This window comes from Alteromonas sp. AWJ4_199 (assembly GCF_056159165.1).
The window spans coordinates 79728-104459 of record NZ_JBSWUR010000003.1 but is presented as its reverse complement, the minus strand read 5'-3'; the positions used below and the strand labels follow the sequence as shown (position 1 = coordinate 104459).

The 24732-nt window shown below is 44.5% G+C and carries 22 protein-coding genes; 9 read left to right on the top strand and 13 right to left on the bottom strand.

The genetic code is table 11. From position 1 onward, the window contains the following. Nucleotides 1–170: 170 nt before the first annotated feature. Both ACXAER_RS17530 and ACXAER_RS17525 read left to right on the top strand, forming a co-directional pair. Nucleotides 171–737 carry an NADPH-dependent FMN reductase gene (locus ACXAER_RS17530; protein WP_474831353.1) on the top strand — a complete coding sequence of 189 codons (567 nt, stop codon included), beginning with the start codon at nt 171–173 and terminating at the stop codon, nt 735–737. A 487-nt stretch (nt 738–1224) separates the two neighbouring features. Further along, nucleotides 1225–1428 carry a hypothetical protein gene (locus ACXAER_RS17525; protein ID WP_474831352.1) on the top strand — a complete coding sequence of 68 codons (204 nt, stop codon included), beginning with the start codon at nt 1225–1227 and terminating at the stop codon, nt 1426–1428. Nucleotides 1429–1708: 280 nt separating this feature from the next. Here the strand turns inward: ACXAER_RS17525 and ACXAER_RS17520 are convergent, their stop codons facing one another. The 5 genes from ACXAER_RS17520 to ACXAER_RS17500 all read right to left on the bottom strand — a co-directional run bounded on the left by ACXAER_RS17520 (nt 1709) and on the right by ACXAER_RS17500 (nt 7637). Continuing rightward, complete coding sequence (locus ACXAER_RS17520; protein ID WP_474831351.1) at nt 1709–2380, bottom strand: pentapeptide repeat-containing protein; 672 nt, start codon at nt 2378–2380, stop codon at nt 1709–1711. 62 nt (nt 2381–2442) lie between these two features. Continuing rightward, nucleotides 2443–4293 carry a methanol/ethanol family PQQ-dependent dehydrogenase gene (locus ACXAER_RS17515; protein ID WP_014948731.1) on the bottom strand — a complete coding sequence of 617 codons (1851 nt, stop codon included), beginning with the start codon at nt 4291–4293 and terminating at the stop codon, nt 2443–2445. A gap of 243 nt (nt 4294–4536) precedes the next feature. After that, the gene (locus ACXAER_RS17510) at nt 4537–5172 is read right to left on the bottom strand and encodes a response regulator transcription factor (RefSeq protein WP_474831350.1); all 636 of its coding nucleotides are present in this window, start codon (nt 5170–5172) and stop codon (nt 4537–4539) included. Nucleotides 5173–5277: 105 nt separating this feature from the next. Continuing rightward, complete coding sequence (locus ACXAER_RS17505; protein WP_474831678.1) at nt 5278–6534, bottom strand: DUF2891 domain-containing protein; 1257 nt, start codon at nt 6532–6534, stop codon at nt 5278–5280. Between the two features lie 59 nt (nt 6535–6593). Beyond that, nucleotides 6594–7637: a PLP-dependent cysteine synthase family protein gene (locus ACXAER_RS17500; RefSeq protein WP_474831349.1), complete on the bottom strand. Its 1044-nt coding sequence runs from the start codon at nt 7635–7637 to the stop codon at nt 6594–6596. A 410-nt stretch (nt 7638–8047) separates the two neighbouring features. Between ACXAER_RS17500 and ACXAER_RS17495 the strand changes: the two genes are divergently transcribed. Continuing rightward, nucleotides 8048–9262 (top strand): endonuclease/exonuclease/phosphatase family protein, encoded by a 1215-nt coding sequence (locus ACXAER_RS17495; RefSeq protein ID WP_474831348.1) that lies wholly within the window; start codon nt 8048–8050, stop codon nt 9260–9262. A gap of 94 nt (nt 9263–9356) precedes the next feature. Here the strand turns inward: ACXAER_RS17495 and ACXAER_RS17490 are convergent, their stop codons facing one another. Continuing rightward, entirely contained in the window at nt 9357–10223 is an 867-nt protein-coding gene (locus tag ACXAER_RS17490; RefSeq protein ID WP_474831347.1) for a DUF417 family protein, read from the bottom strand. Nucleotides 10224–10454: 231 nt separating this feature from the next. Here ACXAER_RS17490 and ACXAER_RS17485 point away from each other — a divergent pair, with 231 nt between their 5' ends. Further along, complete coding sequence (locus ACXAER_RS17485; RefSeq protein WP_474831346.1) at nt 10455–10913, top strand: hypothetical protein; 459 nt, start codon at nt 10455–10457, stop codon at nt 10911–10913. A 68-nt stretch (nt 10914–10981) separates the two neighbouring features. On the opposite strand, the gene ACXAER_RS17480 is transcribed toward ACXAER_RS17485, so the two are convergent. Further along, nucleotides 10982–11434, bottom strand: coding sequence for a hypothetical protein (locus ACXAER_RS17480; protein WP_474831345.1), 453 nt, complete (start codon nt 11432–11434; stop codon nt 10982–10984). Between the two features lie 203 nt (nt 11435–11637). Here ACXAER_RS17480 and ACXAER_RS17475 point away from each other — a divergent pair, with 203 nt between their 5' ends. Beyond that, nucleotides 11638–12075, top strand: coding sequence for a DUF2177 family protein (locus ACXAER_RS17475; protein WP_474831344.1), 438 nt, complete (start codon nt 11638–11640; stop codon nt 12073–12075). On the opposite strand, the gene ACXAER_RS17470 is transcribed toward ACXAER_RS17475, so the two are convergent. Both ACXAER_RS17470 and ACXAER_RS17465 read right to left on the bottom strand, forming a co-directional pair. Continuing rightward, on the bottom strand, nt 12053–13207 hold the full coding sequence (locus ACXAER_RS17470) for a fatty acid desaturase family protein (RefSeq protein ID WP_474831343.1): 1155 nt from the start codon (nt 13205–13207) through the stop codon (nt 12053–12055). The genes ACXAER_RS17475 and ACXAER_RS17470 overlap by 23 nt on opposite strands. Then, complete coding sequence (locus ACXAER_RS17465) at nt 13204–14262, bottom strand: flavin reductase family protein (protein WP_474831342.1); 1059 nt, start codon at nt 14260–14262, stop codon at nt 13204–13206. Before ACXAER_RS17465 ends, ACXAER_RS17470 begins: the two co-directional genes overlap by 4 nt. 289 nt (nt 14263–14551) lie before the next feature. Between ACXAER_RS17465 and ACXAER_RS17460 the strand changes: the two genes are divergently transcribed. Beyond that, a complete protein-coding gene (locus tag ACXAER_RS17460; RefSeq protein ID WP_474831341.1) occupies nt 14552–15637 on the top strand; it encodes an alkene reductase in 1086 nt (361 codons plus the stop codon). A 182-nt stretch (nt 15638–15819) separates the two neighbouring features. Here the strand turns inward: ACXAER_RS17460 and ACXAER_RS17455 are convergent, their stop codons facing one another. After that, nucleotides 15820–16038 (bottom strand): hypothetical protein, encoded by a 219-nt coding sequence (locus ACXAER_RS17455; protein ID WP_474831340.1) that lies wholly within the window; start codon nt 16036–16038, stop codon nt 15820–15822. A gap of 336 nt (nt 16039–16374) precedes the next feature. Here ACXAER_RS17455 and prfB point away from each other — a divergent pair. Continuing rightward, nucleotides 16375–17473 (top strand): peptide chain release factor 2 gene (prfB, locus tag ACXAER_RS17450; protein WP_474808039.1). Its coding sequence is split into 2 segments (ribosomal slippage): nt 16375–16449 and nt 16451–17473, totalling 1098 coding nucleotides; the frame shifts between segments, so codons are not numbered across the junction. A gap of 23 nt (nt 17474–17496) precedes the next feature. Then, on the top strand, nt 17497–19059 hold the full coding sequence (gene lysS, locus ACXAER_RS17445; protein ID WP_474831339.1) for a lysine--tRNA ligase: 1563 nt from the start codon (nt 17497–17499) through the stop codon (nt 19057–19059). Nucleotides 19060–19105: 46 nt separating this feature from the next. Here the strand turns inward: lysS and ACXAER_RS17440 are convergent, their stop codons facing one another. The 3 genes from ACXAER_RS17440 to ACXAER_RS17430 form a co-directional block, all read right to left on the bottom strand. Beyond that, on the bottom strand, nt 19106–20062 hold the full coding sequence (locus tag ACXAER_RS17440) for a ketopantoate reductase family protein (protein ID WP_474831338.1): 957 nt from the start codon (nt 20060–20062) through the stop codon (nt 19106–19108). A 78-nt stretch (nt 20063–20140) separates the two neighbouring features. Then, entirely contained in the window at nt 20141–20908 is a 768-nt protein-coding gene (locus ACXAER_RS17435; protein ID WP_474831337.1) for a pseudouridine synthase, read from the bottom strand. Continuing rightward, nucleotides 20908–21468, bottom strand: coding sequence for an Hpt domain-containing protein (locus tag ACXAER_RS17430; RefSeq protein ID WP_474808031.1), 561 nt, complete (start codon nt 21466–21468; stop codon nt 20908–20910). The genes ACXAER_RS17435 and ACXAER_RS17430 overlap by 1 nt, the downstream gene beginning before the upstream one ends. Before the next feature lie 336 nt (nt 21469–21804). On the opposite strand from ACXAER_RS17430, the gene ACXAER_RS17425 reads away from it, so the two are divergent. Further along, nucleotides 21805–24675, top strand: coding sequence for a M16 family metallopeptidase (locus ACXAER_RS17425; protein ID WP_474831336.1), 2871 nt, complete (start codon nt 21805–21807; stop codon nt 24673–24675). The last annotated feature ends 57 nt before the right edge of the window (nt 24676–24732 follow it).

The window sequence follows — 24732 nt, the reverse complement described above, 5'->3', positions numbered from 1 at the left end:
ATACCAGTGGGCATAGATTATTGCGTACTCGGCGAGATTTAAAATGTTCGTAATCGCGGCGTGTAACCGCAGGTGCAGTGGTATTACATTTCGATTAGAACCGATAGGGTGATAGCTTCCTATAAATCAGACAACTAGAACACTACTTAAATTAACGACAGGAAACTCAAATGACTAAGATCCTTGCATTTGCAGGTAGTACCCGTAAAGGTTCGTTTAACCAGGCTATTGTTAACGTCGCTGCTGAAGGCGCCCGTGAAGCTGGCGCAGAGGTTACCGTTATTGACCTAGCCGACTATCAAATGCCAATATTTAATGAAGACGAAGAGGCTGAATTTGGCATGCCTGAAAAAGCGCAGGCGTTCAAAGAATTGCTAATGAGTCATGATGGTTTTCTTATAGCATCACCAGAATACAATTCTAGCTACCCAGCATTGCTGAAAAACGCTATCGATTGGGCATCGCGCATGGGGGAAGGGGAAAAACCATTGCAAGCCTATCGAGGTAAAGTGGCTGGTATTATGGCGGCGTCTGCTGGTGGATTAGGGGGCATGCGTGTACTTGTGGTACTGAGAATGCTGCTTGAAAACCTAGGCACAATGGTGTTGCCAAATCAAAAAGCTATCGCAAAGGTTGATTCGCTTATGGAAGATGGCGCAATTACCGACGAAAAAACGATAAAGCAGCTTAAAAACTTGGGGAAAGAAACCGCCGAGTTGGCTGGTAAGCTTGGCTGAGACATGGGCTTAGGGTAGCTAGAGTAAGCCGCACGCGCTCTAGCTATCTACATTTCAGAATTTCTATCCATGCTAAACAAGTGTGCCTTTGAAATCGCTTCGATTAGAGAGTGCGCTACTTAATATGAGAAACAGTTAACGCCATCAAGTCCCTTCATTGCCTATTCCAGAAAAATAAATTTCAATTCACAAAACGTTGTAAAACCCAACTCATGGACAGTCGTCAATACTGCTTTGGTGTCATAGTCTAGTTCAGTGCATTAGCACATCACTTTAATTGAAAAAAGGAGCTTTATTATGGAAGAGATCAACATTAAAGAAATCGAAGCAGTGGCAGGTGCAGGTGTGGCTGGCCTATGATTTCGGTCGAGGATTTGGCAACGGATTCTACGATGGTGCAAACGAGCCAGAAATTCCTTAGTATTGATTAAGCAGGCTTTGGTCTGCTTTTTTAGTTTTATTTAAGCATGGATAAAGGCTAATAATCATGGACAAGAAAAATTACAGCAACATAGCATTTTGGTTTCTTGTGCTATTAAATATTATCTCTCTCTTTGAGAGTATTATTTCAACAGAGGGGTTTTTTCTTTTAAAAGAGCCTGAGTTTCAAAACCTACTTTTACTCGCAATGCTCAAAAAACTTGCGGATCGCTCAAGTGAAAATGCATTTGAAACAGACAGCATTATATAACGTGTTGTTTCTCAAACTCTCTGTATAATTTTGACGCTAGGTGTTGAAAGAAAGCCGCTGAATCGAGTGCGGCTCTCTTACCATGTTTCACTCTTTTACATATAAATTAGTGGATGCCGCACTGTGTTTCCAAGTATTGCATATCATTAAACACAGTGGATTAATCGATGAAAAAACCATAGAGCAGCTTAAAATTTTGGGGAAAGAAACTGCTGAGTTGGCAGTTAAATTGTCATAGACGTGAGTGACCTTGCTAGAGCAACCCCAAGGGGGCTCTAGCTTACCAGTCAATCGGACAATTTATACATTCGTCCATGAAAGTGCCCTGAAATGTTGCGTAGTGGATGCGCGTGCCTGTTAGGTTCGCTCGATACAAACTTGCATCGTTCAGTTTTGCTTCCTGAATATTGGCGTTAATGAGTGAAGCACCTTCAAAGTTTGCTTTGTTCATCCAAACTCGCTCTAGGCGCGCGGCACGCAAGTTGGTGTTTACCATTGTCGCACCTGATAAACGCCCTTGGTCTAGGTTGGCGCCTGAAAAGTTGGAGTTGGTGAAATCAACCCCTTGACCGAAAAGCGCCCAGCCATCTACACCTTCTAAGTTAGCGTTGCGAACTTTTGAACTGCGTAAATCTGCATGTTTTAAGTTGGCGGTAGCTAAATCAGCGTGGTCTAGGTTACTTTTCTTAAACGTCGAGTAGCTTAAGTTGGCGTGCCTTAAATTGGTTTTGTTGAACTTAACGTTTGTGAATACTGCCCCGTGCAAATTTGCATGGCTCAAATCAGCACCGCTCAAGTCTGTATTGCTACATACTGTTTTTGGTTTTATTTCACATCCGTTGATAATCTTCACATCATCTTCGAAATCAGGAATGGCACTGGCAGTTGCTGAATATAGGGCGACTAATAATAATACTGGGAGTTGTTTGGTTGTTTGAAAACGTAAGCGCATGAGAGCTCCTTAATGCCGAGAGGCGTTTTCACCGCCTCTCGGTTTGGTTTGCAAATTTAAAGCTATTGTTTAGCTACGTTTTGCTTCTTATTGTGATTAGGAAGTTTAAATACCCAGAACGAACCACCTTGCGCGACAGGTTTGGTGAGTTCAGCCATATCTCCTCCCCATAGAGGTACTGCACCACCATACCCTGACGCTAAGCCAATATATTGCTCACCATCCTCTTCCCAGGTTATAGGGCATGAAATGATGCCCGAGCCCGTTTGGAACTTCCAAAGTTCTTCACCGGTTTCCTCATCGAAAGCTTTGACATAGCCATCGCCCGTTCCGGTAATAATGAGTCCGCCTTTCGTCGCCAGTACCCCAGCCCACATAGGAAGTTTCTCTTTGTGTGTCCATTTAATTTCACCTGAAATGGGGTCTACGGCACGAAGTACGCCCACGTGGTCGTCATACATGCGCTTAATTCTAAAACCCTGTCCTAGGTAAGCAGCACCTTTCTTATAGGTCACTTCTTCCGTCCAGTAGTCTTCTTTCCAGTGGTTTGCGCCCATATAGAACCAGCCGGTATTCTGGCTGTAGGCCATCGGGTTCCAGTTCTTCCCGCCCAAGAATGGAGGCGATACCTCTATTGACTTTCCTCGTTTTTCACCCGGCTCAGGCAGTGGTGGGCGTTGTCCGTCTACTTCAACTGGGCGACCCGTGTCAGGGTCTATATGTGTGGCCCACGTAATGTTATCTACAAAGGGAAAGCCTCTGATGAATTCACCGTTTTGTCTGTTAACTACATAGAAAAAGCCATTTCTGTCTGCATGAGCCGTCGCTTTTATGAGCTTTCCATTATCGTAATAGTCAAATAGAACAAGTTCATTGTTGCCAGAGAAATCCCATGCGTCGTTAGGTGTATGTTGATAGAACCATTTAACCTCACCAGTGGTTGCATCTACACCCACTTGTCCGGAAGTATAAAGGTTATCCCAATCTCGCGGATCGCCGCCTTTGGCGGTGCGTTTCCATGTATTCCAAGGAGCGGGGTTACCTGCACCTATGATGATAGTGTTAGTTTCAACATCGAAGCTTGCACTTTGCCATGGTGCGCCACCACCGTGGTGCCAAGCCTCAACCATTTCGCCGTTTTCATCCTTTGGCCACGTTGTCACTTCGTATGAACCACCAGTAGGCGTGCTGTCTTTTCCATTTAATCTGCCCATGTGCCCTTCAACAAATGGACGCATCCAAATCTCTTCACCGGTTTCAGGGTCGCGTGCAAATAGTTTTCCTACAACGCCAAATTCATCACCTGATGAACCGTGGATAAGCATGACCTTTCCTGACTTTTGGTCTTTAACAATCGTAGGTGCCCCCGTCATGGTGTAGCCTGCACGATAGTCTTCAAAGCGCTTCTTCCATTTTACTTTGCCCGTTAGCCGGTCAAGGGCAACAACGCCAGCATCCAGCGTACCGAAAAAGACTAAGTCACCATAAATTGCTGCGCCGCGATTTACCACGTCACAACAAGGTCGAATACCTTCTGGAAGGCGGTGGGCGTAGTCCCACAACTTCTTACCTGTTTTTGCTTCATAGGCGTAGATACGGGAGTAGCTACCGGTTACATAGACAATACCGTCGTACACTATTGCCTGGGACTCTTGACCCCGTTGCTTTTCATCACCAAAACTCATCACCCAAGCCGGAGATAGCATGTGTACATTTTCTTTGTTGATTTGATCAAGTCCGCTGTAACGCTGAGCTTCTGGACCCATACCATACATCAGCACGTTCTCAGGCGTCTTGGCATCATTTTCAATGTCTGCCCATGTCACGCCATCGTCCGCATATAAATGTGAACTCGTACCTAAACCAATAATTACGCTTAAGGCCAATGAAGCCTTTGAATAGAACTTAGCCATAGTTTTGTTTCCACTGTTACCTTGATGTTGTGTTAACAGTATGTAACTAAGTAGAGGCTCTTATAAACGGAATTCGTCCTCCAAAACACGGGAAAATTTCCCTTAGTTTGAAGTGGGGTGAAAACACTAATATCTTGATTTACATAAAGTATCTTTGTCATAAGATAAAGTCAGTACCAAAGGGGGGTATATAAGAGACGAAAGTACAGGGAAGATTTCCCGACTTTGTTTAGTGGGTCTTGTTTAGCTGGCGATTTTAATATATCCCTGCTTGATGGCAAGGTGAACAAACTCGGCATTTGTTTGTAGCTCAAGTTTTCGCTTGAGCTGGGTGATAACGTTTGAAACCGTTTTTTCGGAAATATTGAGGCTTTCTGCAACCTGTTTTCGACAGAGACCGTTCGCTATTCCAAGGAATATATCTAACTCTCTTTGTGTCAGATCTGTTAAGTTGCTTCCGGAATGTGACAGGTTGAATGTGGCGAGTTCAATTGCAGTATTGTGTTCCAAATAACGCCGGCCTTTAATGATAGATGTCACCGCGCTTATCAGCACATCAGGTTCACTTTGTTTGCTAACATAGCCCATTGCCCCTAGCTTCATAGCTCTATCGATGATGGAAATATCATCGAACATGCTGAACATAAGTACTTTTGCGTGCTCCCAGCGCTGAATAATGTATTCCGCTAGCGTAAGTCCGCTGGTGGCTCCTAAATTAATGTCTAAAATAATGAGGTCGAAGTGGTTGGTACGAAGTGCATTTGTGGCTTGCTGCGCATTTTTTGCATTGGTGATGACAGCGCCTTCGAGTACCGAAGATAACAGCGTAGAAAAGCCTTCTCTCACTATTACGTGATCATCAACAAGTAAAATTTCCATAGCTGCGCTTTATTCATATCACCATAGAATGAGCATGCCACGGTAGGCGAGTGAGACGAATAGCACTTTAGTGCTCATTCATCTCACACTTTAGTAGGATATAAGTTAATTCAAACCGCGCTGTGTTTCTAAGTAGCTGGCAAAGCTGCCAAGCCAATGGCTGCCCATGTAGTGCATATCACCAAATACAGCATCTAACCCTGCTTTACGGTGGGCTTTCAGTGTTTTTTCCAATACGGGTATGCGCTCATCACCCTCTGGCAAGGCTTCCATGATGCCTTCAATCATCCACGCACGACTGATATTCAGTCCGTCTAGGTGGGCAAGCTTACCGTCTGTTTTGTCTGTCACGGTCGCAGGCGCTAGCCAATTTGATGTTTTAGCGGTTAGGTCTGGAAAAAATGCTGAAAGCCATTGGCTGTAGTCTTCTTTAGCCATTACTCGGCGCATTAGGTCAGCTTCGGCCAAACACGGAGATAGGAAATCCTGCCCTGAGGGTTCGTAGGCTAGGGGGCATTGCTTATCAGCCTGGTAATATGCTTTTACTCTAGATGTAAGCAATGCTTCAAAGTCCTTGTTGTCTGCTACCTTCGCCCAGTCTAACATTAGGCCATAGGCAAAGGCGGTTTGGCTATGCTCACCCGTTCGGATTGGGTAAGCCAATTTAGGTAACCATGCACTTACTCTTGCCACTATTTCCTCTTCAAGCGGAAGTAGCGTGTTTAGCCACTCCTTTGCTTCTGGAATTGATGATTGACGAAGTTCCGCGGTTAATTGTAGAAACCAAGCAAGGCCATAGGGGCGCTCAAATGACGCATTGTTTTCGCGCTTAAGGCTGGCAAGTTCGCCTTGAATGTTCTCTGTCGTAAAGCTGATATTTAGCTTTTCAATGATCTCGTCTTTATTCACTGCGTCTTTCGCAGTATTTAACATCCTTACCAAAAGCCAATGGCCATGGACGGACGAATGCCAGTCTAAACAACCATAAAAGGCCGGGTACAGTTTACTAGGCGCTTTAACGTCGTTGGCACTATTCATCATGTGTTTTACTACATTCGGAAACTCTTGATGAATACAGTGAAGTGCAAGATTGGCAAAAACGCTCTCATAGTTGCTGTTAGAAGTACCTTTGGAGTAACTTGCAACTGTATTAGTACTGCTGGTGCTAACGGCTTCAGCTGTTGGTGTACTCGTGGCGAAGGCGTTGTGGGTAGCGATTATGGCAGTTAATGCAACACTGCTGCGAATAATGTTATTTATTTTCATCTTTATTTTCATCATGGCTTCGTGAGCTTTTTCAATTAAAAATCTATCGCCAATGTATAGTGAACCATGATTTGAATAAAGTGCTGCGCGACATATAGCGTGCCAGCACTTTAAGTAGCAGATTAAAGTGTAAATCAAGCTGCCTTAGTTTTATTTCAGCTTTCGATACTTTCTAGTTTTTCAGTAAACACACTTGTACAACCAATATTGTTTAGTACCCACTGTTCGTTGTAATAGGTGTCACCGTACCTTTCCCCGCTATCGCACATAAGCGTTACAATAGAGCCCGCTTCGCCTCGCTGCTTCATTTGTTCAGCAATACTTAATACGCCCCATAGGTTTGTGCCAGTGGAAGGGCCGGCTTTAATTCCCATGGTGTTGTTTAACCAATGCATGGTTGCAATGCTAGCCGTATCAGGAACAGCAATCATGTCGTCTATAACGTCATGCTGAAAAGAGGCTTCAACTTTAGGGCGTCCAATGCCCTCTATGCGGCTTCCACGGGTAGCCGTAAGTGTATGATCCTTAATCTTAAAGCTATCAAAAAACACACTGAATTCTGGGTCTACTACAACGAGTTTTGAAGCGAGGCCTTTGTATCGTATGTAGCGGCCTATGGCTGCTGATGTTCCGCCTGTACCTGCACTCATAACCACGGTGTGTGGTACAGGGTGGGGTTCGGCTTTCATCTGCTCAAAAATTCTTTCAGCAATATTATTATTGCCGCGCCAGTCCGTAGCGCGCTCAGCGTAAAGGAACTGATCCATAAAGTAGCCGTTAAGTTCTTTCGCTACCTTAGTGGCTTCGCTGTGCATTTGTGTAGGGCAATCCACAAAGTGACACTGTCCGCCATATCGCTCAATAAGCGCGATTTTACTTTGGGCGGTTGATTTAGGCATAACGGCAACAAACGGAACGCCAATCATTTTAGCGAAATAAGCTTCAGACACGGCAGTGCTGCCTGATGATGCCTCTACCACAGTCGTTCCCTCTACAATTTTTCCATTACACAAAGCATACAGAAAAAGGGAGCGAGCCAAACGGTGTTTTAAGCTGCCGGTTGGGTGAGTGCTTTCATCTTTTAAATAGATGTCGATACCTTGAAATGCTATTTGCTCAAGCTTTATCAAATGGGTGTCTGCAGAGCGCTGATAATCTGCGTTGATGGTATTAATCGCTTTTGAAACCCAGCTTTTCATAACACTTCTCTCTTCCTATTAAATTCTTGTTCATTACTTCCAAATGCGTGCAGCAGTTAAAGTCAGGGAGGGTTGTACTCTCTTAACGTCAGAAAAAGAATATCAGTGCAATATGAGTAATTGATTCTATTATTCCATTCTATGCATGTTTTTGTGCAATATAATTTTGTTAAATGCTTTAATTGTGCGGTTATTTTTTAAAATGGTGATAGCGCAAGAATTGGAAAGATCAAAACTAACCCAAGGTTGTAACGACAAGGGCAAAAAAATAGCCGCAAGTGAGGTAACTTTAGGTAAGGTTCATTGCTCCTAACGCTTAACAGATCCTAGCTATTCTTCAGTACAAAATAGTATAGAATCCTCATGCATATTGGTATCGTTAGCAAACGACTTTATTTAAAGGTAACAACATGAAAATTAGGGCGCTTTTCTTTGTAACAGCTCTTTTACCCGCAATGTGCGTATCCACTTTGGCTTATTCAAAAGATCAGCAAATGCTTAAAGTCGCTACGTTTAACGTAAGTATGGAAGCCACTAACTATAAATCGTTGGATATGCCGCCAAGCAATAAAGTTCTTCAACACGTTCTATCTACAGGTGAGCACCCTCAAGTCAAAAATATTGCTGAGATCATTCAACGCATGAACCCTGATATTTTAATGTTGAACGAGTTTGACTACATTGCAGATAAACGCAAAGGGGTTGAGGCTTTTATAAAGAACTACCTGAACGTTTCTCAGCGTGGCCTAAAGCCAGTGGATTACCCCTACACCTACGTAGCGCCAGTAAACACGGGCGAGCCTACCACCTTCGACTTAGACAATAATGGTAAGGCAGAAGGTTTTGGTGGCGATGCCTATGGGTTCGGATTATATCCTGGACAATACGGTATGGCGCTACTGTCAAAATACCCAATTGATGTTGAGGGTATTCGTACTTTCCAGACTTTTAAATGGCATCACATGCCTCACCCACAGGTCCCCATTATTCCCGATGAGAGTGGAAGTACTGATAATGGCACTCCTTGGTACGATGTAAATGAATGGGCGGCATTGAGGTTAAGTTCAAAGTCTCACTGGGATGTGCCGGTGAAAGTGGGCGGTAAGACCGTTCACATACTTGCAATGCATCCAACGCCACCTAATTTTGATGGAAAAGAGGACAGAAACGGTAAGCGCAACTTTGATGAAATAAGGTTGATGGCAGATTACCTTTCTCCTGACAAAGGCGCATATATCTATGATGACACGGGCGAAAAAGTTAGCCTAGGAAACAATACGCGCTTTGTACTTGTAGGCGATTTTAATGCTGCTGATATCGGGGACAAACACAGAGAAGGTGTAATTGAGCAATTAACCGAACACCCACTAGTTAATAACGAAACAATTCCAACAAGCGCTGGTGGTGCGGGCGCATCTGGCGCTAAATACAGTAATCGCTTTACCGCTTATTGGGGGGCCAGGGCTGACTATGTTCTACCATCTCGATATGGGTTCGATGTACATGAAGCTGGCGTTTTTTGGCCAGCTAAAACAAGTGACCTGTATAGATTAGTTAAAGACCGTGCGGCCAGCTCAGATCATAGATTAGTCTGGGTAAGCTTGTTGGTAGAACAAGATAAATAAAGAGCATCAAACGATTGTCCGTCATCTACCTGTTGTTTTATATCACTTGAAATGGCCGCAGCACGCGGCCTTGTGTATCTAAATTTAGCCTAATTTAGTCTAGTTGCGCTTTTCGGTTTTGAGTTGACACCGAATTAAATATTGTGAAGTAGGCCACTACCGCTAAGTTAGCGACAAACCAAAGGTCTTTAATAACGAACTGGCCTAAACGGTTAACGATGGTGGCACTGTTAAAGGTATTCGGCACAGTGAACAAAAATGTTTGGGTCATCAAAAATACGGATAAACAAGCGATTCCACTCGTAATAATCATTGGCTTGTTCTTAGTGTAAATACCTACGCCCAAAACAAGCGCAAAAAAGACGTCAAAACCACCTATTACATTCGATGCTCCCTGTACACTGAACACGTCATAAAGCCACGACATAAACGGCGAGGTTTCTACTAACCCAACAATTGCATTGGCTTCAAACTCGAAAAACTTCATGCTCCCTATCCATAGTAAAACCATGGCTACAGGTGCAAAGTTAAGGTAAGTCAGCTGTTTATGCGAAAGTTTGTCGCGATAAAACAAGAACAGAAAAAGCGGTAATACTGCGAAGTACTTGATGATGCCTTGACCACTTCCGATAATCGGGAAGCCGCCTAAATCAGCCATCCATCGCCCGGGAGATAACAAGGTGAGTAGGGGGATTGCGGTAACCAATGCAGCGAATAGCGTAACCGTTTTTACTGACACTAGCTTAAATCGAGCAGCAAATGTCATTAAGGCTAGCAGCAATAATGTAATCCCAGTGATAGCACCAAGTGCACTTTCACTAACTATTGCGCCTAACGAATAAAAGTTAAAAGTAGTTATTAGTGCATTGGGATTTGCACCCAATAAAAATGTTAGGCCAAGAACAGCGAAGCTGAAAGTTATTAAGGCGGTTACTAGGTTTTCGGTTTGTTTTAGTGTCATAAAGCATCCGTAAATACTGCAAGTTTTGCGAAGTGTATGAAGAGACCCGCCTAGGTATCATTAAAATTTCATAGGCTCGATAATTTATTAGGCATAGCGCAGCGCACGAATAAGGATTTATCGAAAAAATAAGAACTTATCTAATAGCCGTGGTCATAAGTATCGCAGGTTTGAAAAAGCGTGGCTTTTAAGTAGTAATTGTTTAAAAAGTAAAACAAATAGAGGGAAAGAATGAAACAGGCAAGCGTTAAGATACAGCATCGGTTTGGGGCCTGGTTGGCAGTGGGCTTGGGTGCAACTTTAGCGGCTTGTGGTGCGCGGCCCCCAGAAGTCATTGAACAGCCGATAGCAAGTGTTGAAGAAGTTGAAAAATTAGAGCATGTTGTTGATACCTCTCTGCCTTTGGTACAGCAGGCCTATTCTATTGAGTCTGAAAAAGTGTGTGATAAACAGGGTGGTAAGTGGAAGAAAGTAGGCCGACAGCAGGCGTATACTTGTGTTTTACCGGCGAATGATGCTGGCAATGCGTGTAATGACAGCAGCGAATGCGAAGTGGCTTGTGTTACGGGAAACAATCAGGTGGAAGCTGGGCAAAAAGCCAGTGGGGTGTGTTTAGAAACTACCGACCTATTTGGCTGCAGAGCTTATGTGTCTAATGGTGTGGTGGAGCATACCCTCTGTGTTGATTAAGAGGTTGTTGAGCAAACGAGCGTTAAACAAAGCGCACGCTATCAACAGTGCGCTTCATGAAAAGTGCGTTAATTAACGTTCGGGAAGTCGAGTCTGTCCAGTTCACTCGCCGTCTCATTACATTCGCCTAATAGGTGCAGCCTATCTTCGGTTTGATGTGTATCGATTTCTATATAGCCGGTTTGGCAATAACCTGTTTCATCCAATTTCTCATCAAGAGAGGCATAGAGTTGCTCAGTCATTCTATCGCTGCTATCTGACGAATTTTGTGATGAGCCTCCTCGGTTTTCCTGTCCTCCACGGCCACCGCCACCTTCAACCCCTTGACCACGGTCGCCTCTGCCGCCACCTTTAGCGCCTTCTCGCGGTTTCATTAATGGAATGCTAAACGCGAAGAGCTTGGTACCGTCCTGCTTGATTTTCGTTTCAAAAAATATTTCATCCATGTCTAAAGGTGGTGGCCTATGAGCACACGCACTGACAATTAACGAAGTCGTTATGACTAATAGTGTTTTTTTCATTTTATTTTACGCTTATTTGAACCACGTCACTTTGAGGCTCAAAGGTCTTTTAAGTTGCAGTTGCCAGTGTAAGTTTTAAGTAAAGTGATCACGCGCAGTAAAAAGGTTTACCGTTTTCCCAATGCGCTAATTGTGCAACACTTACGTATTCATATTTTAAATAACTTATATCAGCAATTTACTTATTTACAGGGATAGGTTTCATGCTTTCCAACATCATTCGCTTTGCGAAAAACATCATCGTGTCGTTAATTGCTATCTTTGTGTGCTTTGGCGTACTTGATTTCTTGTGGCTTGGTGTTATTGCGGATAACTGGTATCAAAGTGAAATGGCCCCCTTGCTTAGAAATCAATTTATCACGTGGCCTTGGGTAGTGTTCTACTTGATGTATGGATGTGTAGTGTTTGTTCTTGCTGTGGTGGCGAACAGAGATAAGTCGTTACTTTATGCGGGAATTGATGGCGCGCTTTTAGGGTTAGCTAGTTATGGCGCATACAACTTAACGGCATACAGCATTATTGAAGGTTTTACATTGTTCATCATGCTGGTTGATTGGGCGTGGGGAACGTGCCTAACCAGCGCGAGCGCTATGACCGGCTGGTTAGGGTTTCAGTTTGTTAAGGGAAAGAGTAGCGAATAATACGCTTTAATACGCTACCGTACTGTTTTAAAAATCCGCCAGTGTTGTAGTGCATGCCGTGTTCTTTGAATACGGCTTCTACCTTGGGGGCCATTTCTCTATAGCGCCTAGCAGGAATATCTGGGAACAAATGGTGCTCAATCTGAAAGCTTAAATGCCCAGTAAGCACGTGAAACAAGTTGCCGCCTTTGATGTTCGAAGAGCCCAGCGCTTGTCGGTAGTACCATTGCCCTCGGGTTTCATTAACACAATCTTCCTCTTTGAATGTTTCTACATCGCCAGTGAAATGACCACAGAAGATGATAGTCGATGTCCACAAATTACGCAGTAAGTTGGCAACAAGGTTGCCTGCAAGTACCCATAAAAATAGGGGGCCAGCTATCAGAGGAAATAGCACATAGTCTTTTACTAATTGACGTGCGCCCTTGCTAAAAAAGCGCTTCTTTAGTTCACTATGAGTAACCTGATTCTTGCGGTTGTCCTTCTTTTTTCCAAAAAAGACCCGCTCAGCGGCCATTTCGTGATACGACACACCCCACTGAAATAAAACACTAAGTACGATGTAAGTCGCGAACTGCCATAGGTTTTTTACACGCCATCCAAAATCGTTAGACAGGCGAAGCAAACCGTAGCCAAAGTCTCTATCTTTGCCAATAATGTTGGTATAGGTGTGATGTTCGTAATTATGAACGCGATTCCAGCTTGCGCCATCACAGGCAATATCCCACTCATAACCTTTCGAATTAATGTGTTTGTCGTTCATCCAATCGTACTGGCCATGCATCACGTTGTGGCCTATCTCCATATTATCGAGAATTTTTGCAGTAGCTAAACTCAATACGCCGGCAACCCAGAGCAGCGGCTGAATGAACCCCAACATTAAAAGTATCCGTCCGCTCCACTCGCAAATTCGCTGAACAAGAATTATACGTCGGATATAGGCCGCATCTTCAGCACCCACTTTTCGTTTAATGTCAGCTTTAATTTCATCAAGCTGAGCGGCAAGTAACTCGTAGTTCGGTTTCTCTTTAGTGCTCGTTGACGGAATTGCTTTGGTTCCACTTATCGGAGCATGCGCTTGTTCGATGGCTTCTTCACGGTGTTGGTTGTCTATTGCAACACTGGTGTTCATAGTTGAATCTCCAAATCAGTTACGGCTTGTGATACACACAGCTGAATAAGTTGCTCTGCGCTATCTGAAAGCTCACCCGTGCGGGTATCTCTCACTACGCCCCGTTTTTTCACACATTGACATTGATGACAAATTCCCATGCCACAGCCATAGGTCACAGGTTGTTCTGCTTGTTGAAGCTGTGAAAGCAGGGTTTGCTGATTGTCGATAGCCAAAGATTGGCCGTTGTGAATTAAAGAGAAGGTTTCGCTTTCGGTAAGGCTTGTGTTGCTCACCACAGGAAGCGCAGCGAAATGTTCGCTTGAAACAGGTACGTTGATCGTTTTTGCATAACTTTCAACTTGCTCGAACATGGCACGTGGACCACACACTAACCAGTGTGCATTGGCAAAGTTACACAAATGCGCTTCTACGTCTCCGTCTTTTTGCTTGCTCAAAATATCATAGGTGAAGTACTCACAGCGCTGACTGAACGCTGATAATTCACTGAGTAATACATGCTCGCCTGGCTTAGCAAAATAAAGTAAGTGTACCGGTGTATGGTTTAGCTGCGCGTTGTTGACGGCATCGTCAAGTATGGCAATGAAAGGAGTTATACCCGAGCCGCCCGCAATCATAAGTAGAGACCTTTCTGTCTTAGGCCATACAAACTCTCCCATGGGGGCTGAAATATTTACCCATTGATTAGGCACACAGGTATGTAGGTAAGGTGTTAGCGCGCCTTGGGCTTTTACCTTAGTCACCAAGCGGATCTGCTTGTCTCTTTGGTGGGTATTAGCACCACTTGCTATGGTAAATACGCGGGTGGTGAGCCTGCCATTAAGCTCTATAGTCAACGCGATATGCTGCCCTGCGGAATGCGTTGGCCACGAACTATCCGGCTCAAGTAGCACCTCGAGTATATCCGAGCTTAAGTTTTTTACTGTTACAACTCTGGCTCTAAAATACCCATCGCGCCATGCGGGTTTAATTTGCTGCATCAGTACTTCCCAATAGCCCTTCCAAGAGCCGTGGTGGAATATGCGATCAGTAAATTTATCTAGTAATTGTCTCAATGTAGAAATCACACCTGTATTTCGTCGGAATATCTTAAATACAAAAAGGATGAAAATATTCTAGCTTACACTTGTACGCTAGTTCAGCGAACAAGTGTAAGCTTAATTTTTTCTGCGTCAAGAGGAGATGCATGAAATTTGGGATAACGTCGTCGAAATGTACCGGTACTTTTGTGAAAAATGCAAAAGTGCTTTGTAAAAAGTACGGGTTCTAACAAAGCTAATGGGCCTCATATATAGGGATACATAAGATGAAATTGCAAAAGTGAAAAACTTAAAGGACCCCATTATGAAATTATTTGAAACCGTATCGCTGGCTGGAAAAACGCTTAAGAACCGCGTTGTTATGCCACCGATGACCCGTTCCCGTTCAACCCAGCCCGGCGATGTGCCCAATGCCTTAATGGCTGAATACTACGCTCAGCGCGCAAGTGCAGGGCTAATCGTAAGCGAAGGCACACAAATTTCTGCGCTAGGTAAGGGATATGCTTGGACGCCAGGTATCTATACCAAGGCGCAAATTGAAGGCTGGAAACTGGTAACAGATAAAGTGCATGAAGCGGGCGGTGTGATGTTCGCACAACTTTGGCACGTGGGTCGTGTTTCTCATCCATCAAATACCGAAGGGCAGCAGCCTATCAGTGCATCTGCAATTCAAGCCGATGGAGTAAAAGTATTCGTGGATGAAGGCGGCAACCCTGGCTTTGTTGAGTCGGTCATGCCAAGAGAAATGACTATTGACGATATAAAAGCGGTGGTTGAAGAATACCGAGTTGCTGCGAGAAACGCGGTTGATGCCGGGTTTGATGGTATTGAGCTGCATTCGGCTAATGGTTACTTGCTTAACCAGTTTATTGATTCTCAGAGTAATGCAAGAACTGATGAATACGGCGGAGGTGTACAGAACCGTATTCGATTCTTGAAAGAAGTGGTGCAGGCTGTGTCTGAGGAAATTGGCGCTGATAAAGTAGGTGTACGTCTAGCGCCCCTAACAACATTAAACGGGACGGTCGACAACAATCCGGAAGAGACCTATCTTGCTAGTGCTTCTATGCTAAACAGCTTTAATGTTGGCTATTTGCACATTGCAGAGGCCGACTGGGACGATGCACCGCAAATGCCGATATCCTTCAAGCAGGCTATTCGCAAAGCATTCAGCGGTATATTGATTTATGCTGGAAAGTACGACAAGGCGCGTGCCGAAAGTGCGCTGTCAGCAGGTTGGGCAGATATGATTGGTTTTGGCCGTCCTTTCGTAGCAAACCCTGATTTACCCTATCGATTAGAGAACAATCTACCGTTAAACACACATAATCCCGACACCTTGTTCGGTGGCGGTGAGAAAGGCTATACGGATTATACGTTGGCTAAATAGCCGTAAATGTAGAGGTGAGCACTGCTGCGCATGAAGGCAGTAGATTCTTTTATGCGCTCTGAAACTTACCTATACGCACTGCAGTTTACTACTGAGAATACGTAAGCATGTATGGTTAATTACGTTGGGCAGATTGCAGTGCGCTTGGAAGATCATAATGTGCTCTCAATATCGCAACGCGATTAGACGTTGCGGTTTCGAAATAGCCAAGCGGCGATACCACTTCCAGCTATTACTATTGAGGCGATCAGCCATAGTTTTGAAACAGGATTACCGTTAGGGCACTGTAGCGCCATGGTTGCGCCGGCTAGATTTTGACAGTCAACAAGTTGGCCTAATGCCAATACTAAGAGACCAAGCAGTACTCCGATAACAGCATAAGACAAATTATTTAACGACATACCTTTCCTATTACTTTTCCATTTATCGCTTATAACGACTTTACGGTTTGCACTGCACACTTCAACAAGGCGTGAATGTGCTAAACCAGTGCATCAAATTTAGATGCCAAGAAGCGTTGGGTGCTACATAAGTTTAATCTTATGGGCTTTGAACGTATTACCAATGCCTACTGTAAGCCGTTTAACGGTAATATTATTCAATTCACCTTAAGCGACTAAAAAACGTTCGCTAGCGTGTGCAAAAACTGGGTCGCAATATTTGCGCCAACCCCTATCAAAATTTCTTCAAATTCGGTACTATCCGCGGTCTTAAATTTATAACGAAATAAGCGGACTATGTTTGAAATAAACCCCGTTACTAATGCGATAAAAGATATCCGCGAGCGCACCGAAGCGCTTAGGGGGTATCTTTGACTTTGATGCAAAGTCAGAGCGTTTAGAAGAAGTTAGCCGAGAGCTAGAAAGTCCTGATGTTTGGAACGAGCCAGACAGGGCGCAGGCACTTGGCAAGGAAAAAGTGGCCCTTGAGCAAATCGTTGAAACGATCCATAAGCTCGATCAGGGAACTGAAGACGTTGAAGGTCTTGTTGAATTGGCCGTTGAAGCCGAAGATGAAGATACTTTCAACGAGGCCCAAAGTGAACTTGAAGGCTTAATTGAGCAGCTAGAAGTGCTTGAGTTTCGCCGTATGTTCTCTGGTCCAAATGATGAAAACGACTGCTACATTGATATTCAGTCGGGCTCTGGTGGTACAGAAGCGCAAGATTGGGCAAATATGCTGCTTCGCATGTATTTGCGTTGGGGGGAAGCCCACGGTTTTAAAACTGAACTCATTGAAGTATCAGACGGTGATGTAGCCGGGATCAAAAGCGCTACTTTGCGAATTCAGGGCGAATATGCATTCGGTTGGCTACGTACAGAAACCGGCGTGCACCGTTTGGTTCGTAAGTCACCGTTTGACTCGGGTAACCGCCGTCATACATCATTTTCATCAGCGTTTGTATACCCAGAAATTGACGACGATATTGATATAGATATTAACCCGTCTGACTTACGTATAGACACCTATCGCGCATCGGGTGCGGGTGGTCAGCACGTAAACAGAACGGACTCTGCGGTACGTATTACTCACGAACCAACGGGTATTGTGGTGCAGTGTCAAAATGACCGCTCGCAGCACAAAAACAAAGATCAGGCGATGAAGCAGTTAAAAGCTAAACTTTACGAGTTTGAACTGCAAAAACAAAACGCTGAAAAACAAGCGATGGAAGACAGCAAGTCTGATATCGGCTGGGGGAGTCAAATACGCTCTTACGTACTTGACGACTCTCGCATTAAAGACTTGCGCACTGGCGTGGAAACACGTAACACTCAAGCCGTGCTAGATGGCGACTTGGACAAATTTATTGAAGCCAGCCTGAAATCCGGGCTGTAAACCGAACAACGAAGTGAAAGGTTATGACTGACCAACAAACAGACGATAACAAATTGATTGCAGAGCGCCGTGCTAAGCTAAGCGCTATTCGCGAGCAGTGCCGTGCGAACGGTTTCCCAAACAGCTTCCGTCGCGAAAACTATGCGGATGAGCTTCAAGCTAAGTTCGGTGAATTCGACAAAGAAACGCTACAAGAGCAGGGTAATAAAGTAAGCATCGCTGGCCGTATTATGGCAAAGCGTGGTCCTTTCATGCTGCTTCAAGACATGACTGGCCGTATACAAGCTTACGCTGATAAAGACACGCAAAAAGCCCTTAAAGCCAAATACGGTGCACTGGATATTGGTGACATCATTGGCGTAGCTGGTGACCTGCATAAGTCAGGTAAAGGCGACCTATACGTGAATATGGAGCAATACGAGTTGCTAACTAAAGCACTTCGTCCATTGCCAGAAAAATTTCACGGTTTGAGTGATCAGGAAACGAAGTATCGTCAGCGCTACGTTGACTTGATCACAAGCGAACAAACGCGCAAAACCTTCATGATCCGAAGCAAGATCGTAAACGGTATTCGCAATTATCTTACCGAGCGAGACTACCTTGAAGTAGAAACGCCAATGCTACAGGTTATTCCTGGTGGTGCGACTGCTAAGCCGTTTGTAACTCACCACAATGCGCTAGACATCGATATGTACCTGCGTATCGCGCCAGAGTTATACCTTAAGCGCTTAGTGGTTGGTGGTTTTGAGCGTGTGTTCGAAATCAACCGTAACTTCCGTAATGAAGGTCTATCAACACGTCACAACCCAGAATTCACTATGCTTGAGTTCTACCAAGCGTATGCAGACTATAACGACCTGATGAACCTTACAGAAGATATGCTGCGCACCTTGGCAGAAGATATTCTTGGAACAAGCATCATCAAAAACACAACCAAAGACGCTGAAGGTAACGTAACGTCTGAAATTGAATACGATTTTGGTAAGCCGTTTGACCGCTTAAGCATGGGCGAAGCTATTCTTAAGTATTGGCCAGAAGCTAACGAGGAAGCTATCCGCGATCCAGAGGCGAACCTTGACGCGCTTAAAGCGATGGCGAAACAGCTTCACATCAAAGAGCCTGAAGTTGACGGTATTTGGGGTGCAGGTAAGTATCTTTGCGAAATCTTCGAAGCAACCGCTGAAGAAAAGCTTGAGCAGCCTACGTTTATTACAGAATACCCGTGGGAAGTATCGCCGCTTGCGCGCCGTAACGACAACAACCCATTCATTACCGACCGTTTCGAGTTCTTCGTAGGTGGACGTGAGTTGGCAAACGGCTTTAGCGAGTTGAACGACCCAGAAGACCAAGCAGAGCGTTTTGCAAAGCAGGTTGAAGAGAAAGATGCTGGTGACGATGAAGCCATGCACTTTGACGACGATTACATCCGCGCCCTTGAATACGGCTTACCGCCAACAGCGGGTGAAGGCATTGGTATTGACCGTCTAGCTATGCTATTTACTGATAGCTCAACAATTAAAGACGTTATCTTGTTCCCACACATGAAGCCTCAGGCGCCAAAAGACGCCCAAGAAGCGGGTGAGTAAGAATAATCTTACGCCTTAAATAAAGTGAGTTTAGTGCTTGGCGCTGTTAAAGCTTCAGCGCCTTAACACGCTCTACTAAAAGGGTATTCTCGGGAACGGGAATACCCTTTTTTGTTGCCATATCTACAATGTAACCGTTGATGGCGTCTATTTCTGTTTGTCTACCGTGAGCAACATCCTGATGCATACTTGAGTAGTTTTCTCCGGTCGCCTTGGCTACAGACAGCACATTTTCATGAACTGACAGTGCATCAAAATCTAGCCCATAAGCATCCGCTACCTGAGCAAACTCATTGCAAATTGAAATACGGCTTTGTTCAAATTCAGGCTTAGCAATGTGCTTATTTTGGATATTGTGAAGCGCCGTTAATGGGTTAATCACGGCATTAACCGACAGCTTCGTCCACAACGCTTTTAGGATATTACTTTGGTATTGCACAGGAGGGAGTGCGTCATGTAACGTGGCAATCGCGTTAGCAAGCTGGGGCTTTTTTTGTGAGAGGGCTGAAAGCGTGTCAGGTGGTGGACTGTCACATGAAGGCGCGTAAATTTGGGGCGCGCCAATTTGGGTTGAGCCAACCCCAGTATACTGCACATAAACATCACCCGCTGAAGCTTTTACTTTTAACGCGCCATGACTGGTTGTAGAAAGAAGCAACGGATAATCGTCGCCTAGTAAATCTCTTGCGATCTCAAGTCCGCCCATACCGTTGTGAAGCAGCACAACGGTAGGTTGTTGTGTGAGATAGGGAAGCCATTGCAATAGGGCTGCTTTAAGTTGATATACTTTCAAGGGGATTATCAGCACATCACTTTTAGGTAACACGATAGGTGAAGGCTTCGCAGGTTTTAGCGCAGTGGTTTGGCCGTTTTGCCAGTGTGCGCAAGAGGACATGGTTTTCATGTCTCTGGGGTAGCAGTCATACGGCACGCCATTTTTCTGGGAGCTCGCAGCAATGAGGCTTCCTATGGCACCGCCGCCGACTATATGTAGTTTACCCATTAGCATCTATTAAACATTCAAAGTAGTTTCTATTTTATCATGATTATTGGCACCTATTAGGCATGTAGCGCATTTTCCCTAGCGCACCGGCATAAAGCGTGCGGGCATAAAGCGCGTGGGCAGAGAAGGCCACGGATAAGTTTCTGGCGTATTAAGCCCGTTGTACCAAGTTTGCACATCGGCTTCGTTGATTACTTCACCTGTATCGAAAGGTGCAGTAACCGCTAATTCACCAGAAGACAAAGGAAGGTGCAAATGCCATGCATGAAGATACAGCCTGTCTGATGCCTCACCCCCATAAAGTGTATCACCGAGAATTGGTGCGCCAATGCTTTTAAGCGCCACACGGATTTGATGAGTTTTCCCCGAGTGAGGCTTTACGATAAAGCCTCGTGTGCCGGGTTTAGCTGCGCTACTAAAAAACTGAGTTATCGCTGGGCTTTCCTGAGTTTTAAGCAAAATGCGCTGGCCGCCGCGACGATTTTTCATATCGCCGATTATCGTGCCCTGTTTCTTTTTAGGTTTGTTATCGCTTAAGGCTAGGTAGTATTTGCTCACCCGTCTTGATGAAAAAAGCTCGCCGATTTCTGCCGCCACCGTGGCATTTTTAGCCAGACATAAACAACCTGAGGTACCGGTGTCTAAACGGTGGCAAAGGTGCAATTCTTTAACGGCGAGCTGCTTTTTTAAAACAGTAACAATGCCGTCTACCTTTCCTGCTTTAATTCCTTTAGTTATATCTTGTTCTACGCCAGCGTCATTACCAGCGTCATGCATGGCAACGCCAACAGGCTTATTAACGACAATAAGCTCAGCGTTTTCAAAGAGGATAGGGATGTGCAGCACTAGCTATTTTCTAACTCTTCGATAGCTTCTTCATAATCTAGCTCGTCAACCGCATCGATAATAGCCGTGCGTTTTTCTTGCGGTAAGGCAAGGGCGTCTAGCCATTCGTCTAGTTTATCCTGTGCAATAAACTCACTGGCTTTAAGTGCGGCCAATAATTGCTTTCGAGCTTGCTCAGCGGCAGCGCCGTTTGCAGGGGCAGAAGCGGTAACTTCTGGCTCTTTGATGAGCGCATCTACCGTGGTAATAGTCTCATTTAGCACAGCGACAAACGCTGGGTATTCATCAGCTACTTGTCTGTCATTTCGAAAGCTGGCTTCAACCGGCTTGCTTGCGTTGTGAAGCGCAAACATACCAAGATTTCCTGTCACTCCCTTAAGGGTATGAACAAGTGAATAAGCCTCAGTGAAGTCACCCTTTGCTATATGCGCTTGTAAGTCAGCATCAAGAGAACGGTATTCGTCCGTGAACTTACCTAGTAGGGTGAACAACAGTTTTTTGTTACCACTTAACTGTGACATTCCGAAGTCTATATCAAGTACTGTTGTTGACTGATCCATACATCTATCCTTTTATTTCGCAACTTCTTTCCGGACAATTTCTAGTCCGAACGCAAACCATTTGTCAGTTCATTCGTACCACTTAACGAATTCAACTGGCTAAAGCCTTTATTACTAGAGACTATGAAGTGTAAGTGTATTTCAGAAATACACAAATTAATACAATCATAGCAAAGTCGAAGCAAGTAAAGCGTTAAAAAGTCTGGTAGTCTTCGAAAATTCGCTCGCACTTTTGAAATCGCAACTTCATTCTTGACCGTAAAGTTAAGTGGTTACGTCAAAGTGTAGCTAGAGTGAAGGCGAGTGAAAACATGTAGTAATTGAAAAGGAATCATCATGTCAGGAAAACTGACCCTTCGTACCCTCTTTATGGCCATAGGCGTCATTGCAGTATCAGCGTGTCAGCACGTGCAGGAAGAACAGGCGAATAGTAATTCAGATACCGCCGTAATCACATCAAATAGCGTGTCTATTCCTCATGAGAAATATACGCTTAGTAACGGGTTGACCGTCATCCTTCACGAAGACCATTCTGATCCGCTGGTTCACGTCGATGTTACCTATCACGTCGGTTCGGCACGAGAAGAAATTGGCAAATCTGGCTTTGCCCACTTTTTCGAACACATGATGTTTCAAGGCTCAAAACACGTTGCTGATGAGCAGCATTTTAAAGTTATTACAGAATCTGGCGGTAATTTAAACGGCACGACTAATACCGATCGCACTAACTACTTCGAAACTGTGCCGGCAAACCAGTTAGAAAAAGTGTTATGGCTTGAGTCTGACAGAATGGGCTACTTGCTAGAAGCTGTAGACCAAACCAAGTTTGAAAATCAAAGAGAAACGGTTAAAAATGAACGCGCACAACGGGTAGACAATCAGCCTTACGGGTTGCGTTTTGAGCTTAATGGCGAAGCGCTATACCCTGAAGGTCACCCCTATTCGTGGATGACCATTGGTTATGTAGAAGACTTAGATCGGGTAGACGTAAACGACCTGAAAGCCTTCTTTAAGCGCTGGTATGGCCCTAACAACGCTGTACTTACCATCGGTGGCGATATCGATGTAGCTAAAACTAAAGCTTGGGTGAAGAAGTACTTCGGCGAAATACCAGCAGGCCCCGCAGTAGAAGAGCCTGAGCCGCAGCCGGTGACGTTATACGAAACCCGTTATGTCACCCTTGAAGATAAGGTTCACCTTCCACTTCTTCAAATAACCTATCCAACAGTATACGGTCGCCACGAAGATGAAGCGCCGCTAGATGTTTTAGCCGATATTTTAGGTGGTGGTAAAACGTCATTGTTTTATAAAAACTTAGTAAAAGAGGGTATGGCAGTGCAGGCCGTGGTGTCTCATCCTTGCCGTGAACTCGCCTGTGAATTTCAGCTACTTGCCTTGGCTAATCCAGCAAAAATTACCTCGCTCTCAACACTTCAAAATGTGCTGAGTGAAACCCTTAAAGAGTTCGAAACAAGAGGTGTCACCGCCGATGATTTAGCGCGCACAAAAGGTAAAATTGAAGCGCGTACGGTGTTTGGCTTACAAAGTGTGTCTGGCAAAGTGTCAGCCCTTGCTGCTAACGAAACCTTCTATCAAACGCCCGATTTAATAGCCGAGGATATCGAGCGCTATAACGCGGTAACGGCTGAAGACATCATGCGTGTTTACAACAAGTATATTAAAGATGCCAACAGCGTAGTACTAAGTGTGGTACCAAAGGGGCAGGTGCAACTTGCTGCGGCCGAGCAGAACTTTGAGCGCCCGGTAAGAAATATTGAGATAGAAACCGCAGAGGTTACAGATGAGGAAGCCTTTACCAGCGCAGCATCAAGTTTCGATAGAAGCGAAATGCCAAAGGCTGGTGAGGCTCCGGTTGTAGAAGTCCCTGATTATTGGGAAGCTGAACTAGCTAATGGTATAGAAATGCTTGGCGTTACCAGTACTGAGACACCAACGGTAACGTTAACCCTAGGCATGGATGGTGGCATGTTGCTAGACCCTGAAGGTAAAGCTGGGACGGCTTATCTGACGGCTTTACTTATGAACGAAACTACAAAAAATTACAGTAACGAAGAATTGGCTAACGAGCTTGCTAAGCTGGGAAGTGCTATCCGTTTCAGCACCGCTGGTAGGTACTCGCAAGTCTATGTATCAACATTAACTAAGCATTTAGATGAAACCTTAGCACTGCTAAAAGAAAAGTTGTTCAACCCCGCGTTTACGCAAGAAGACTTCAACCGCATGAAAGAGCGTGTTGTGCAGGGGTTACAGCAGCAAGCCAAAACGCCTTCAAGCCTGGCGCGTCGTGCACGAGATCTCATCTTGTTTGGGGAAGAAAATCGTGTAAGCCTGCCTGACGAAGGTACTTTAGAATCAGTACAAAACATCACGTTAGAAGACATTAAAGCGTTTTACGCCAATTATTACTCACCTGATAAAGCGAGTATTGTTGTTGTCGGTAACTTACCGAAAGAGGCTATGGTAAATACTTTAGATTTCATCGGTAAGTGGCAAGGTAAAACCTATGAGTTCGCTGATTATAGCGACTTTCCTAAGTATGAAGAAAATCAGATATTCTTGATAGATAGCCCTGAAGCGGTGCAGTCAGTGGTATATCTGGTCGATCGAAGTCTACCTTTTGATGCAACAGGCGATCACTTTAAGTCTCGTCTTATGAACTTCCCATTAGGGGGGGCATTTAATAGCCGTATAAATCTTAACTTGCGAGAAGATAAAGGCTTCACCTATGGAGCAAATAGCGGCTTTGTGGGTGGTAAAACACTTGGATGGTTTGAAGCAAGTACCGACTTAACCGCTGCTAATACAGGTGAAGGCATTTCTGAAATTCTTAAAGAGATTAATCGCTACCGCACCGAGGGCGTGAATGAAGAAGAAATAGCCTTTATGCGCAATGCCTTTACGCTAAGCGATGCGTTAGAATTTGAAACACCTGCTAGCAAAGCACGCTTCCTAAGACAGCTGCTTAGTTACGATCTGGAGAAAGGCTATCGTGAAGAGCAGCTTACTATTATCAACAATATTGATAAGGAAACGATGGATGCGTTAGCGAAGCAATATTTGAATCTCGATAAGATGCAAATTATTGTAGTAGGTGATAAAACTAAAATTTTGCCTCAGTTAAACGCGCTATCGATGCCAATTATCGAATTATCAGTAGAGAGTAATACCCGAGAAACGTTAAACTGATAGATTGATTTTTGTTGAATTTACACTATTGCCCCCCATAAAAGGGGGCAATATTGA

What these genes read in the sequence shown, in the direction of transcription:
- ACXAER_RS17530 (WP_474831353.1), top strand. Translation starts at nt 171, where the DNA reads ATGACTAAGATCCTTGCATTTGCAGGTAGTACCCGTAAAGGTTCGTTT.
- ACXAER_RS17525 (WP_474831352.1), top strand. Translation starts at nt 1,225, where the DNA reads ATGGACAAGAAAAATTACAGCAACATAGCATTTTGGTTTCTTGTGCTA.
- ACXAER_RS17520 (WP_474831351.1), bottom strand. Translation starts at nt 2,380, where the DNA reads ATGCGCTTACGTTTTCAAACAACCAAACAACTCCCAGTATTATTATTA.
- ACXAER_RS17515 (WP_014948731.1), bottom strand. Translation starts at nt 4,293, where the DNA reads ATGGCTAAGTTCTATTCAAAGGCTTCATTGGCCTTAAGCGTAATTATT.
- ACXAER_RS17510 (WP_474831350.1), bottom strand. Translation starts at nt 5,172, where the DNA reads ATGGAAATTTTACTTGTTGATGATCACGTAATAGTGAGAGAAGGCTTT.
- ACXAER_RS17500 (WP_474831349.1), bottom strand. Translation starts at nt 7,637, where the DNA reads ATGAAAAGCTGGGTTTCAAAAGCGATTAATACCATCAACGCAGATTAT.
- ACXAER_RS17495 (WP_474831348.1), top strand. Translation starts at nt 8,048, where the DNA reads ATGAAAATTAGGGCGCTTTTCTTTGTAACAGCTCTTTTACCCGCAATG.
- ACXAER_RS17490 (WP_474831347.1), bottom strand. Translation starts at nt 10,223, where the DNA reads ATGACACTAAAACAAACCGAAAACCTAGTAACCGCCTTAATAACTTTC.
- ACXAER_RS17485 (WP_474831346.1), top strand. Translation starts at nt 10,455, where the DNA reads ATGAAACAGGCAAGCGTTAAGATACAGCATCGGTTTGGGGCCTGGTTG.
- ACXAER_RS17480 (WP_474831345.1), bottom strand. Translation starts at nt 11,434, where the DNA reads ATGAAAAAAACACTATTAGTCATAACGACTTCGTTAATTGTCAGTGCG.
- ACXAER_RS17475 (WP_474831344.1), top strand. Translation starts at nt 11,638, where the DNA reads ATGCTTTCCAACATCATTCGCTTTGCGAAAAACATCATCGTGTCGTTA.
- ACXAER_RS17470 (WP_474831343.1), bottom strand. Translation starts at nt 13,207, where the DNA reads ATGAACACCAGTGTTGCAATAGACAACCAACACCGTGAAGAAGCCATC.
- ACXAER_RS17460 (WP_474831341.1), top strand. Translation starts at nt 14,552, where the DNA reads ATGAAATTATTTGAAACCGTATCGCTGGCTGGAAAAACGCTTAAGAAC.
- ACXAER_RS17455 (WP_474831340.1), bottom strand. Translation starts at nt 16,038, where the DNA reads ATGTCGTTAAATAATTTGTCTTATGCTGTTATCGGAGTACTGCTTGGT.
- lysS (WP_474831339.1), top strand. Translation starts at nt 17,497, where the DNA reads ATGACTGACCAACAAACAGACGATAACAAATTGATTGCAGAGCGCCGT.
- ACXAER_RS17440 (WP_474831338.1), bottom strand. Translation starts at nt 20,062, where the DNA reads ATGGGTAAACTACATATAGTCGGCGGCGGTGCCATAGGAAGCCTCATT.
- ACXAER_RS17430 (WP_474808031.1), bottom strand. Translation starts at nt 21,468, where the DNA reads ATGGATCAGTCAACAACAGTACTTGATATAGACTTCGGAATGTCACAG.
- ACXAER_RS17425 (WP_474831336.1), top strand. Translation starts at nt 21,805, where the DNA reads ATGTCAGGAAAACTGACCCTTCGTACCCTCTTTATGGCCATAGGCGTC.